This window comes from Pseudomonas sp. MH10 (genome assembly GCF_034353045.1).
GTDB lineage: Bacteria > Pseudomonadota > Gammaproteobacteria > Pseudomonadales > Pseudomonadaceae > Aquipseudomonas.
Map to the genome: position 1 here is coordinate 3,356,713 of NZ_CP133783.1, position 13,424 is coordinate 3,370,136.

Annotated in this window: 9 protein-coding genes and 1 pseudogene; 4 read left to right on the forward strand and 6 right to left on the reverse strand. The window is 56.4% G+C overall.

All coding sequences use genetic code 11. The features are described 5' to 3' along the window. Nucleotides 1-181: 181 nt before the first annotated feature. Together RHM59_RS25545 and RHM59_RS25550 are read left to right on the forward strand one after the other, a co-directional pair. A pseudogene (locus tag RHM59_RS25545) lies at nucleotides 182-1,093 on the forward strand (methyl-accepting chemotaxis protein); the annotation flags it as partial. Between the two features lie 213 nt (nucleotides 1,094-1,306). Further along, nucleotides 1,307-1,996: a methyl-accepting chemotaxis protein gene (locus RHM59_RS25550; RefSeq protein WP_416195098.1), complete on the forward strand. Its 690-nt coding sequence runs from the start codon at nucleotides 1,307-1,309 to the stop codon at nucleotides 1,994-1,996. Nucleotides 1,997-2,136: 140 nt separating this feature from the next. Here RHM59_RS25550 and mdoH read toward each other — a convergent pair whose 3' ends face one another. The 4 genes from mdoH to pip form a co-directional block, all read right to left on the reverse strand. Beyond that, nucleotides 2,137-4,713: a glucans biosynthesis glucosyltransferase MdoH gene (gene mdoH / locus RHM59_RS14850; RefSeq protein ID WP_322167211.1), complete on the reverse strand. Its 2,577-nt coding sequence runs from the start codon at nucleotides 4,711-4,713 to the stop codon at nucleotides 2,137-2,139. After that, the gene (locus tag RHM59_RS14855) at nucleotides 4,706-6,592 is read right to left on the reverse strand and encodes a glucan biosynthesis protein G (RefSeq protein WP_322224538.1); all 1,887 of its coding nucleotides are present in this window, start codon (nucleotides 6,590-6,592) and stop codon (nucleotides 4,706-4,708) included. The genes mdoH and RHM59_RS14855 overlap by 8 nt, the downstream gene beginning before the upstream one ends. A gap of 258 nt (nucleotides 6,593-6,850) precedes the next feature. Then, nucleotides 6,851-7,288 (reverse strand): D-aminoacyl-tRNA deacylase, encoded by a 438-nt coding sequence (gene dtd, locus RHM59_RS14860; protein ID WP_322167209.1) that lies wholly within the window; start codon nucleotides 7,286-7,288, stop codon nucleotides 6,851-6,853. A 9-nt stretch (nucleotides 7,289-7,297) separates the two neighbouring features. After that, the gene (gene pip / locus RHM59_RS14865) at nucleotides 7,298-8,269 is read right to left on the reverse strand and encodes a prolyl aminopeptidase (RefSeq protein WP_322167208.1); all 972 of its coding nucleotides are present in this window, start codon (nucleotides 8,267-8,269) and stop codon (nucleotides 7,298-7,300) included. Between the two features lie 237 nt (nucleotides 8,270-8,506). Here pip and RHM59_RS14870 point away from each other — a divergent pair, with 237 nt between their 5' ends. Both RHM59_RS14870 and RHM59_RS14875 read left to right on the forward strand, forming a co-directional pair. Then, entirely contained in the window at nucleotides 8,507-10,960 is a 2,454-nt protein-coding gene (locus tag RHM59_RS14870; protein WP_322167207.1) for a glycogen/starch/alpha-glucan phosphorylase, read from the forward strand. A gap of 237 nt (nucleotides 10,961-11,197) precedes the next feature. After that, nucleotides 11,198-12,208 (forward strand): class 1 fructose-bisphosphatase, encoded by a 1,011-nt coding sequence (locus RHM59_RS14875; RefSeq protein ID WP_322167206.1) that lies wholly within the window; start codon nucleotides 11,198-11,200, stop codon nucleotides 12,206-12,208. Between the two features lie 162 nt (nucleotides 12,209-12,370). On the opposite strand, the gene RHM59_RS14880 is transcribed toward RHM59_RS14875, so the two are convergent. Then, complete coding sequence (locus tag RHM59_RS14880; RefSeq protein WP_322224541.1) at nucleotides 12,371-12,850, reverse strand: hypothetical protein; 480 nt, start codon at nucleotides 12,848-12,850, stop codon at nucleotides 12,371-12,373. Further along, nucleotides 12,847-13,353 carry an Hcp family type VI secretion system effector gene (locus tag RHM59_RS14885; protein ID WP_322224543.1) on the reverse strand — a complete coding sequence of 169 codons (507 nt, stop codon included), beginning with the start codon at nucleotides 13,351-13,353 and terminating at the stop codon, nucleotides 12,847-12,849. Before RHM59_RS14885 ends, RHM59_RS14880 begins: the two co-directional genes overlap by 4 nt. Nucleotides 13,354-13,424 lie beyond the last annotated feature (71 nt).

Genomic DNA, 13,424 nt, shown 5'->3' on the forward strand with positions numbered 1-13,424 from the left:
TCAAGGCGAAATTCTGTTTCGCCGACGTCTCGTCGTCATCACAGGAGAACTTCTCATGTTCCAATCCCTGTCCAAAATGCTTGGCAATACCCGCGTCAAACTCAAACTCGCCGTAGGCTTTGGCCTGGTTTTACTGTTGACGCTGGTGATCACACTGACCGGCTGGCACGGGCTAGACACCATGGTCGAGCGCTCGGAATCGCTGTCCGCGATTGGGCAACTGAGCAGTGCGACCAAAGACTTACGCATTGAGCGAACCTTCTTTCGCATCGAGAACACACCTGAGTCCGCCGCTGCAGTGGTCAAGCGTCTAAATGAGCTGGAAGACCAACTCGACGCGTTACGCAAAAGCATGGACGACCCCGGCAGCCTGACGCTGCTGTCCGATCAGAGCGAAAATGTGCGTAAGTTTGAAAGTATATTTGAGCAACTGGCCCAAACCCTGAGAGACCGCGAAAAGACCCGCATACAGCTCGAAAAACAATCCGAGCACGCCATGCAAACAGTAGCGCAGGTGGAAACTGAAGTTTTGAAAGCGGTCAGTCAAGAGCAGGACAGCAGCGACCGGCTTGAGGAATTCACCAATATTTCGCAGTTACGCCAGCAGATCCAGGTGGCCCGCTATCAGGTTCAGGCTTATACCTTCAGCGGTCAGGAAAGCTATGAACTGGCGGCCCTCACTGCCATCGACGAAGCGATCAAAGAGGTCAGCCAGATCGCCCAAGATCAAGCCGATGCCACTGTTGGTGGACTGCAACAGGCTAATCAGACGCTGCAGGATTATCGCGCCCGACTCAGCGAGTTCAAGGAAATGCAGGTCAAAACCGAGACTGCGCAGGAGACCATGGCAGCATTGGGCGATACGCTGCTCGCCTCTAGCGCCGAGTTGAGCAGCAAGCAGGTGATTCAGCGCGACACTGAGGCGGCCCGAGCGCGTACGACGCTGGTCAGTGTCGCCAGTCTGGCGTTATTGCTGGGTCTTTTCGCCGCGTGGTTGATGACCCAGCAAATCATCGTGCCCTTGCAGCAAACCCTGGTAGCCGCGGGCCGGATCGCTCAAGGCGACTTAAGCCACGACCTGATCATCGAACGCAGTGATGAAATGGGCCAGTTGCAAGCCAGCATGCAGCAAATGACCCTAAGCCTGCGCGAGCTGATTGGCGGAATCGGCGACGGCGTGACCCAAATCGCCAGCGCAGCGGAACAGTTGTCTGCGGTGACGGAGCAGACCAGCGTCGGCGTGACCACGCAAAAAGACGAAACCGATCAGGTCGCCACCGCCATGAATGAGATGACCGCTACCGTTATGGAAGTCGCACGCAACGCTGAAGAGGCTTCCCACGCGGCTACTCAGGCCGATCAACAAGCGCGTGACGGGGACAAAGTAGTGTCCGAAGCGATCACCCAAATTGAACTGCTGGCGGCCGAGGTTGTGCATTCGACTCACGCCATGACCCAGCTCAAGACCGAAAGCGACAAAATTGGCAGCGTGCTGGACGTGATCAAGTCGGTGTCGCAACAAACCAATCTATTGGCGCTAAACGCTGCCATTGAGGCCGCGCGGGCGGGAGAAGCCGGGCGCGGGTTCGCGGTGGTGGCTGATGAAGTGCGCAGCCTGGCAAAGCGCACGCAGCAGTCCACGGAAGAAATTGAAGAATTAATTGCTGCCTTGCAGAACGGCACGCAACAGGTCGCGTCGTCCCTCGACAATAGCCGCACCCTCACCGACAAAGGCGTCGAACTCAGCCGTCAAGCCGGCCATGCCTTGGAACAGATCACCCGCACGGTGTCGACGATTCAGAGCATGAATCAACAGATCGCGACGGCAGGAGAACAACAAACTGCCGTGGCCGAGGAAATCACCCGCAGTGTATTGAACGTCAGAGACATCTCCGAACAAACTGCGGCCGCCAGCGAAGAGACCGCCGCCTCCAGCATTGAACTGGCGCGATTGGGTACTCGCCTTCAGGGATTGTTGAGCCGGTTTAATCTGTAGAGCCAAAGTGTTGGCGAGGCTATCGTTTAGACGGACCGAGTCGGACCCTCGCCAACACGTTGGCTCCTACAGGGAATCAGCGCAAAAAAAAGCCGCTGAGAATGACCTCAGCGGCGTTTTCATTTCACTTCAGGACGTTATCAGGCGTTAACCAGTAACGGCTCTAAGGAGTGGGTCACCGGTTGCAGGGGCAACAGGGGCGCGTGCGGGTCGGCAGCGATTGACTCTCGCCATGCCGCCAGCCATTGCGGATGACCTTCACTCCAGACTTGCTCATGCAAGCGCGCCAAGGCAACCGGGTCGCTTAGCAGCATCAGACGCTCCTGGTTGGTGAGATTATCCGGACCCACCTTCATCGCCTGACGAACGCGTTCGATACGCGTCCCTTCTACCGGCTCTGACTGCAGGTGCCGCGACGTGGCCAAGGCACACGCCAGTGCATTCTGCTGAGGATCTACCACCGCCCGAATGAAACCCTGTTTCAGTGCATGCCAGCGGTTTTCATGGTTGTACTTGTCCGTCGCAATCAGCTCTGGCGGCGGCGCATATTCCTCAGGAATAAGGAACAGCTTCTCGTCCCGCGCTTTGAGACCAAGCGTGACCCGGCTGGAAATCACCGAGACCGGGATCGACAGCATCAAGGAACCGACGATAGGCGCCAACCACCAGAGGAAGCTTGGGTTGAGCGACGCCACCAACAGCGCCCAGCACGCACCCAACAAGGTCTGAGGACCGTGGCGCTTGGTCGCTTCGAGCCACGACGTAGAGCCATCATCGCGTTGCGGCGAGTCCCAGGTTGCGGCCCAGCCCAGGAAGGCAGCCAATACAAAACGGGTGTGGAACAACATCCGTACCGGCGCCAACAGCACCGAGAAAAACATTTCCATGAGCATCGACAGGGTCACTTTGATCCGACCGCCGAAACCAACCGAGCCTTTGGCCCAGATCAAGATAATGCTCAACAGCTTAGGCAAGAACAACAGCACGATGGTGGTCGAGAACAGCGCAACGGCCTTGTCCGGGTGCCATTGTGGCCACAGCGGATAGAGCTGGCGTGGCGCCATGAAATACTGCGGCTCCATCAGCGTGTTGACCGCCAACAGCGCGGTCGACAGCACCAAAAAGAAGAACCACAGCGGCGCCGACAAGTACGACATCACGCCGGTCAGAAACACTGCACGGTGAACCGGGTGCATGCCCTTGACCAAGAACAACCGGAAGTTCATCAGGTTGCCGTGGCACCAACGACGGTCGCGCTTGAGTTCATCCAGCAGGTTAGGCGGTAATTCTTCATAGCTGCCGGGCAAGTCGTAGGCAATCCACACGCCCCATCCGGCACGTCGCATAAGCGCAGCTTCGACGAAGTCGTGGGACAGAATCGCACCGGCGAAAGCGCCCTTACCAGGCAGTGGCGCCAAAGCGCAGTGCTCGATAAACGGCTTCATACGGATGATTGCGTTGTGTCCCCAATAGTGGGATTCGCCCAACTGCCAGAAGTGCAAGCCGGCCGTAAACAGTGGACCGTATACCCGCGTAGCAAATTGCTGCATGCGCGCATAAAGCGTGTCCATGCCCGACGCCCGTGGCGCGGTCTGGATAATGCCGGCGTCTGGCGTGGCTTCCATCAAGCGCACCAGGCTGGTCAGGCATTCACCGCTCATGACGCTGTCGGCATCCAGCACAACCATGTAGCGGTAATCGCCGCCCCAGCGACGGCAGAAGTCGTCGAGGTTGCCACTTTTACGTTTCACGCGGCGACGACGGCGGCGGTAAAAAATCTTGCCGAAGCCATTGGTTTCGCGACATACGTCAAGCCAGGACTGTTGCTCAGCCACCGCAATGTCCGTGTCGTTGGTGTCGCTCAACACGAAGAAGTCAAAACGATCCAGATCGCCAGTGGCAGCGACTGACTCGAACGTGGCGCGCAAACCGGCAAACACGCGAGCGACGTCTTCGTTGCAAATCGGCATCACCAGAGCCGTTCGGGCACCCTTTTCAATCGGCTCGTCACCCGCGCTAGCACCGGAGATGCGGTATTTGTCGTGCCCAGTGAGCAGTTCCAGAAAGCCCATCAGCGCCGTCCAGAAACCCGCTGACACCCAACAGAACAAAATCCCGAAGAGCAACAAAATGCTGGTTTGCAGAGCGTAAGGCAGTACTTGCCACGCTGTTTGGGTCAATGACTGACTCGATACTTCGTCCCACGACACGAACGACCAGCCTTGATACGGCATGATGCCTTTCATGTAGAAGCTGGCGACGATGGTTTGACCCAGCATCAGCACCAGCAAAATGTAGCGGCGCAGCGAACCTACAAACCGCCAACGGGCCTGAGGCAATTCGCGCTGGGGTGGATCAGGAAGATTGGTGCGGCCGGTCATCCGCCGCCAGATACGCACCAGGATGTTGGTGCGCCAAGGCTCGGGCACGACTTTGGTCCGACGAATCGGCGGCGTGGCTTTGAGGCAAACCCTACCGCTGGCGTCGAGAACAAGCATTTCTGCCTCTTCCAGTTCGTCGGCGGTGGTCAATGTCAGGCGACGACCAACAGACGCCTGAGCGGCGTTGGCAGCATCTGCCGCCGGCTGCATGGAAAGACGTTCATGCAGCTGGGCGAAGGATGTGCAGTTGGCGAGTTCCGCCCGCTGAGCATCGTTCATTGGCAAATGCGCCAGGTACTCGGTCAGAGACACTGGCACGGTTTGGGAATCACTCATCGGCGGGCAACTGGTAGCTCCAGGTCTCGGTCAAGACTTGTATGCTCTTGGCCGGTTCCGGATTAGTTGGGGCAGCTTCGTTAGCAGGCTGCGCGGCTTCTTTGTTCTCTTTCGCCGCATCAGCTTTCGCTACGTCGGCTTTTGCGGCGTCAGCCTTGCCAGCATCGGGCTTGGTATCAGCAGGTTTAGTTGCCTCAGCCGGCTTGGCCGTGTCGGCCTTGACGGTTTTTTCATCCTTCGGTGCGGCAGGCGCAGGAGCCGGCTTGGTATCAGCCTTCTTCTGAACCTTCTTGTCAGCCTTTTCAGCGATAAGCGCAGGTTCTTTACCCGGCTCGGCAGGCACTTCACGCAGTAAGTAAGCCTTCAGGTCGATCGACTTGTTGGCGTCTTTGACTTTCAGCCGCAGGGTCAAGCGCCAGCCTTTAGTCACTGGGTTGTAGCGTAGATTGTTTTCAATCAGGTCGGTGTTGTCGTCGGTGGTCACTTGGCTACGAATCGCCGGGTCTTGACCCAACTTGGTAAGCACCGGGCCTTCGAAGTCGACCAGGAAAGCGACGCTGCCATCAGGCTGACGAACCAGGTTCGATTGCTTGACGTCACCGGTAGAACGCAGAGTTTGTTTTACCCAGCCCAAGTCCGGCGAATGAATCGAATCTTCGTCCATGGTCCAGTGGATCCGGTAATTGAAGTCCATCGGTTGGCCTGGGTCGGCAACAACGGCCGGCTTCCAGAACGCAACGATGTTGTCGTTGGTTTCATCTGCGGTCGGAATTTCTACCAGATCGACGGTGCCTTTGCCCCAGTCGCCTTTTGGCTCGATCCAGGCACTTGGGCGTTTGTCGTAGCGATCATCCAGGTCTTCGTAATGGCTGAAGTTACGGCCACGCTGTAGCAGACCGAAGCCGCGCGGGTTCTCGACCGAGAAGTTACTGACGGCAAGGTGTTTCGGGTTATTCAACGGACGCCAGATCCACTCGCCATTGGCTGCCTGAATCGACAGACCGCTGGAGTCATGCAGCTCGTGACGGTAGTTGAGCACGCGGGACGGTTGATTGGCGCCGAACAGGAACATGCTGGTCAGGGGAGCAACGCCCAGTTTGCCAACCTTGTCGCGCAAGTACATGCGCGATTTGACGTCAACCAGGGTGTTAGTGCCCGGGCGCAGGGTCAGTTGATAAGCGCCTGTTGCGCGGGGCGAATCCAGCAGTGCGTAAATGACCAGATGGTTGTCATCCGGGTTTGGACGCTCGATCCAGAACTCGGTGAATCTAGGAAATTCTTCACCCGATGGCATCGCGGTGTCGATGGCCATGCCGCGGGCAGACAGACCGTAAACCTGACCTTTGCCGATCACGCGGAAGTAACTCGCGCCCAGCATCGTCATGATTTCGTCGTTCTTGTCGTCTTTATTGATCGGGTACAGCACACGGAATCCGGCGTAACCGAGATTTTCAGTGGCTTTTGGGTCGAACTTTACGTCGCCGAAATCGAAATGACTGGGGTCGTATTTGATTTCCTGGACGTCAGTAGCGGTGACTTCGTTGATTTTGACCGGTGTATCGAAGTGCATACCCTGGTGGTAGAAGGACACCTTGAACGGCGTCTTGTCCCCAGCCCAGAGGCCCTTGTCTTGAATGAAACGAATTTTCTGATAGTCGGCGAACTTCATGTCGCGAAATTCGTTGGGCAAATTGCTCTTGGGCGCTTCGAATTTTTGCCCGGCAAGGTCTTTAGCCTTGGCCGCGACGTCTTCAAGATCGAACGCCCAAAGCGAACTCGAGCCGAACAGACAGATCAGTGCCGAGCCAGCCAGCAGAGCACTGCGCAACCGTTTAGCAGGTGTCATTGGAGCAATACAGGGACTAACAATCACGAGCAACCCTCGCCGAAAAACAGATCAAAAAACCAACAGCCTGGTAACGCATGGCGAATTGGCGAGCATTGTTCCGACTCCGGAAGGGCGTAATGATTCCCTGCACAGCGTCGGACCAGCCTCTGGCTATATCATTGGGTCAACGAACGTTGATCCCCGTAGCGCGCGATTATCTAGTAGCCCGCGTTACAACGCATCAGGTCCGATGAACTATTTATCGCTTTTCCATCTAATAAATCCGGACGTGCCACGGCAAACGCCTGTTTAGCTCTCAAGCAAAAATGTCACAGGGCCATCATTGACCAGGTGTACCTGCATATCCGCACCAAATTGGCCCGCTTTGACCGAACGATGCATGACTTTAGCCTGCGCTAATAGATAGCTGAACAGTTCATCTGCCAACAGGGGCGGTGCGGCTTTTGAAAAGCTCGGGCGCAAGCCGCTTTTAGTGTCAGCGGCCAATGTGAACTGCGAGACCAACAGCAAACCGCCGCCGACGTCAGTCAGTGACAGGTTCATTTTGCCGTTAGCATCGCTGAACACGCGGTAGTTCAGCAGCTTGCGCAGTAACGTGTCGGCACTGGATCGGGTGTCTTGAGGCTCTACGCCGATTAATACCAATAATCCCTGATCTATAGCGCCCACATTTTCGCCCGCCACTTCGACCCGGGCACTACTCACGCGCTGTAAAAGACCTTTCATCGTTGACGCTTACGCCTCTTCGGGTGGCAAATCGAGCAGACGACGACCAATCTGGTTCGCCGCACGCACCAATGCGTCCGTGATGCACGGTTCCGATGCAGCGTGCCCCGCGTCACGAATCACCTGCAATTCACTGTTTGGCCAGGCTTGGTGCAATTCCCACGCGTTATCCAGCGGGCAAATCACGTCATAGCGCCCGTGTACGATGACACCCGGTAAATGAGCGATCTTGGGCATGTCGCGAATCAGCTGATTCTCTTCAAGAAATGCATTGTTGGTGAAGTAATGGCATTCGATACGGGCGATGGACAGCGCGCGCTGCGGCTCTGAAAACCGATCGACCACTGCCGGATTGGGCCGCATCGTCGCGCAGCGCCCTTCCCACGTTGACCAGGCCTTGGCCGCATGCATTTGCGCGATCTGATCTGCACCGGTCAAGCGCTTATGGAAAGCACTGAGCAAATCGCCGCGCTCATCCAGTGGAATCGGCGCCAGATAGTCCTGCCAGTAGTCCGGGAACAGTCGGCTCGCGCCTTTCTGATAGAACCATTCGATTTCCTGCGCACGGGCCAAAAAGATGCCGCGCAGAATCAATGCATGCACGCGCTCAGGATGGGTTTGTGCGTAGGCCAGCGCCAAGGTCGAACCCCACGAACCACCGAACAACACCCATTTTTCGATGCCCAAGTGCTGACGAATGCGCTCCAGGTCTTCCACCAAATGCCAGGTGGTGTTGTTTTCGAGGCTGGCGTGGGGCGTTGAACGGCCGCAGCCGCGCTGGTCGAAGGTGATGATGCGATACATGTTCGGGTCAAAAAAACGACGACTCTGGGCATCACAACCCGCGCCCGGCCCGCCGTGAATAAATACGACGGGCAAACCCTCAGGCGAACCACTTTCATCGACGTACAACACATGAGGCTTTTCCACAGCCAGATCGTGCCGGGCGTAGGGTTTGATCTGCGGGTACAAAGTCTGCATAGGTGCTCCAAAGGGGGCTTTTGTTTATCTACCGTTCGGCATCATAAACCCGAATCGCATAATGATCATGCCCTTAGAGAAGCAAGGGCCTTCACCCACGGAAGGTCAGATGGAACGATCAATGCAAGCAATTTGCCAATCGTAATTACTCGCGAACCAGACAGTCGTACCCCTGTCGAAGGGACTAGAGTAAAACATCACCACTCCTAATTCGTCTGCTCGTTAGAGGTCGTATAGATGTCAGAGGAACCGCTTGTTCGTGACACCGAGGTGGCTGCCTTCCGCGCCGCTGTACTCGAAAAACTCACTTATGCGGTGGGCAAAGACCCCGATCATGCGTTTGAACATGACTGGTTCGAAGCCGTCGCCCTGGCCGCTCGCGACCATATGGTCGAGCACTGGATGGACCATACGCGGCAGATTTACCGCAAAGGGCAGAAACGGGTCTATTACCTTTCTCTGGAATTCTTGATCGGCCGCTTGCTCTACGACAGCTTGAGCAACCTTGGGTTGCTGGAAATCGCCCGCGAGGCCATCGCCGAGCTGGGCGTGGACCTGGAACGCATTCGCTTGCTGGAACCCGACGCCGCACTGGGTAACGGCGGCCTCGGTCGCTTGGCCGCCTGCTTCATGGAAAGCATGTCTACCCTGGGCGTTGCCGCCCACGGTTACGGAATTCGCTATGAGCACGGGCTGTTCCGTCAGGCCATCGTCGACGGCTGGCAGCAGGAACAAACCGAGAACTGGCTGGACTTTGGCAACCCTTGGGAATTCGAACGCGCAGAGGTGATCTACCCCATCGGCTTCAGCGGTAGCGTCGAAACCGTGGCTAACGAAGCCGGTGAACAACGGCAAGTCTGGCGTCCGGGTGAAACCGTCCGGGCCGTTGCGTATGACACCCCCGTCGTTGGCTGGCGTGGGTCTAGCGTCAATACGTTGCGTTTGTGGCGCGCACGGGCAGTAGAAGACCTGCACCTTGAGCGGTTCAACGCCGGCGACCACTTTGGCGCCGTGGCGGAAGTGGTCCGTGCCGAAAGCATTTCTCGCGTGCTTTACCCCAATGACAGCACCGAAGCCGGCCAAGAGTTACGCCTGCGCCAAGAATATTTCTTCGTTTCAGCGTCGCTCCAGGATTTGCTGCGCCGTCACCTGAACATGCATGAAACGCTGTACAGCCTGGCCGATCACGCCGCGATTCAGATGAACGATACGCACCCTTCGATTGCCGTCGCGGAATTGATGCGCTTGCTGATCGACACACACGGCATCCCATGGGACGCCGCCTGGAAAATCACGGTTGAAACCCTGGCCTACACCAACCACACCTTGCTTCCCGAGGCGCTGGAAACCTGGTCGGTCGGCTTGATGGAGCGGATGCTGCCTCGGCACATGCAGATCATTTACCTGATCAACGCCCTGCACATCGATCAACTGCGCGCCAAGGGCATTCACGATTTCGACGTGCTGCGCGCGGTGTCGTTGATCGAAGAAGACAACGGCCGCCGGGTTCGGATGGGTAACCTGGCATTCATCGGCTCACACAGCATCAACGGTGTTTCGGCGCTGCACACGCAGTTGATGCGCAAAACCGTGTTCGCTGAATTGCACAAGTTGTACCCGGACCGAATCAACAACAAAACCAACGGCATTACCTTCCGCCGCTGGTTGCATCAGGCCAACCCGCTGCTCACGGGGATGCTGGTTGAGGCGCTGGGCGCGGATGTACTCGATAACGCCGAAACACGCTTGATTGAGCTGGAGCCGTTTGCCGAGAAGGCATCGTTCCGCAAACAGTTCATGGAGCAGCGCCTGAAGAGCAAAAAGGCATTGGCGAATATCATTAACGAGCGCTTGGGGATTGTGGTTAACCCCGAAGCGATGTTCGACGTTCAGGTCAAACGTATTCACGAATACAAACGGCAACTGCTCAACCTGTTTCACACCGTCGCGCTGTATCAGGCGATGCGGGCAGAGCCAGGGACAAACTGGGTGCCACGGGTCAAGATCTTCGCCGGCAAGGCGGCAGCCAGTTACCATACGGCTAAACTGATCATCAAGTTGACCAATGATATTGCCCGCACGGTGAACAACGACCCAACGTTGCGCGGCATGCTCAAAGTCGTGTTCATGCCTAACTACAACGTCAGTTTGGCGGAAAGCATTATTCCCGCCGCCGACCTGTCGGAGCAGATTTCAACGGCAGGCTTGGAAGCCTCGGGCACCAGCAACATGAAGTTTGGCCTCAATGGCGCGCTGACCATCGGCACGCTGGATGGCGCCAACGTTGAGATGAGCGAACAGATCGGCCTTGAGCACATGTTCATTTTCGGCCTGACCTCCCAGCAAGTCGAAGCGCGAAAACGCATCGGCGACTACAGCGCCGGGGCGGACGTTGCCGCGTCACCAAGACTCTATGATGTGTTGCAAGCGATTCGGGGCGGGGTGTTCTCACCCGATGATCCGAACCGCTACGTCGGCCTGATCGATCAGTTGTTGGCGTATGACCGCTTCCTGGTCTGCGCGGACTTCGAGTCTTACTGGCAGGCGCAAGCAAAGGTCGAAGCGATGTGGCATGACCCGAAAAGCTGGTGGAGCTCCGCCGTGCTCAACACTGCACGCATGGGTTGGTTCTCGTCGGACCGGACTATCCGTGAGTATTCCAATGATATTTGGAGGGCATTGGAGGAATAACCTGCACGCGCTTCTATCTATTTTGTAGGAGCGCGCTTGCCCGCATCTAATAATCTAAAACGAATCCCTTCGCCGCCTGCAAAATCTTGACCGGGCGCACCTGTTGATCTCCGTTTTGAGGCTACTCTCAAACCCATACATGAACTCTCTGAGTCAGATCCCGGTCTGACTGGAGTATTACGTGCCCACTCGCGTTAAACTGCGCGGGCTTTTTATCCCCCACCTACGGAGCTCTCCATGTCCCGCGTTACCCTGAGTCGTTATTTGATTGAGCAGACCCGCAGCAACAACACTCCTGCCGATCTGCGCTTCCTTATCGAAGTGGTGGCGCGCGCCTGCAAGGAAATCAGCCATGCCGTCTCCAAAGGCGCATTGGGTGGGGTGCTCGGCAGCATGGGCACTGAAAACGTACAGGGCGAAGTGCAGAAAAAGCTCGACGTAATCTCCAACGAAATCCTGCTCGAAGCCAACGAGTGGGGTGGTCACTTGGCCGGCATGGCGTCCGAAGAAATGGACAACGCCTACCAGATCCCAGGCAAATACCCGAAAGGCGCGTACCTGCTGGTATTCGACCCACTGGACGGCTCGTCGAACATCGACGTTAACGTCTCGGTCGGCACCATCTTCTCGGTACTGCGTTGCCCAGACGCCCACCTGAGCCAGAACGATACCCTGAGCGAACAAGCGTTCCTGCAACCGGGCACCAAGCAGGTCGCGGCCGGTTACGCGATCTACGGCCCGCAAACCATGCTGGTTCTGACACTGGGCGACGGCGTTAAAGGCTTCACCCTGGACCGCGAATTGGGGAGCTTCGTGTTGACCCACGAAGACATGCAGATTCCTGAGTCCACTCAGGAATTCGCCATCAACATGTCCAACCAGCGTCACTGGGAAGCGCCGGTTAAACGCTACGTGGAAGAATTGCTGGCAGGCGCAGAAGGTCCTCTGAAAAAGGACTACAACATGCGCTGGATCGCCGCCATGGTTGCCGACGTACACCGCATCCTGACCCGTGGCGGCATGTTCATGTACCCACGCGACAGCCGTGATGCTTCGAAACCTGGCAAATTGCGCTTGATGTACGAAGCTAACCCGATGTCGTTCATCGTGGAGCAAGCCGGCGGCATGTCCACCGACGGCCACCAGCGCATCCTCGACATTCAGCCAGAAGGCCTGCACCAGCGGGTGGCGGTGTTCCTCGGTTCGAAAGAAGAAGTCGAGCGCGCCACGGCTTACCACAAGGAATAAACCGAGGCCGCTGCTTGAAGGGTGGTTCGGTTCAGCCGAATCGCCATTTGAAGTTGTGAAAGCCAAGGGCGAGCTGTGGTTTGGTAACAAAAATCAGAACCGCGAAGCGCATCAGCGTTTCGCGGTTTTGTTTTGCTGAGCGTGAGTCCAAATTCTGATGTGCTAACTACCGACCAGGGACATGGAAACTTTGGCCCTCTTCGAGGGCAGCGGTATATAACCAACTCCCTCGCTGTCAATCTTTCGCGAATCCTCTGCACCATCAAGCCTGCCGATATATTTTCGGTTAGTAATCCATTCTGCCGTTTCGCTATCGATGGCGCGAAATATCAGCACAAGCGGCTTGGGCTGCGGTGGGGGATTCTCTAAGGCTGCCAGCATTCTTCGATGGCGAGCGTGCGGCTCGAAATCCCCCCAGTCAAACGTGCGCGCCTCAGGCTTGGTCAGCACCCACTCGCCGCGCTCGACTTGTTCCCAGACATAACGATCGTGATAGACCATCGACGCGCGCCGTAATTCGGCCAGACCTTCGATTTCCCGATGCCCCGCTAACAGTCTTTTGACTATCACCAATGCTTCAGCGGGAGGATGGACGTATTTTTTCTCATCCATTTGGAGTGTGCGACGATGCACCAACTTCATGCCGAAGTCCCCTCATCCCAGTAGTCGGAACCCATCGTTCCACAGGTTTCATGAGTCGAGGCGATGGTCCGATACGTAAACGTAACAGTTTCCAAGGGAGTGATATGAGCCACTGCAGGATCGCGCCAACGCGGCATTGAAATATGAATATCGGTAATGAGGGCGTCTTTGTATACCATGGTGAAATAGTGTTCTTGAAAGCCGCCGGGTGAAACTCGATACCAATCCAATGTGCATAGGCTAAGTGTTTCACCCGTGCGCCACGCTTCGAACAGTAACGGGGTCGACTTGTCGAGCATCTTGGTAATGGTGAAAGGCCCATGAATCCGATGGCCGGATTGCGCCCCTTGGGGTCGACCAAAATGTTGATCAAATGACTCCACAAGAATTTGATCTTCTCGCCCGAGCTGGTAGTTATTGCCAATTGATTCTAACGACGAACAGCCTCCAGTAATCAATTTTTGTTTTTCGCCGATAATGGTTAAGTAGGTTGGCATGGACATGGGGGTTACTCCTTGGTTTGTTATAGGTGTTTTAAACAGCGTGAGTTTAGGTATAACTTTTACGAAATGAT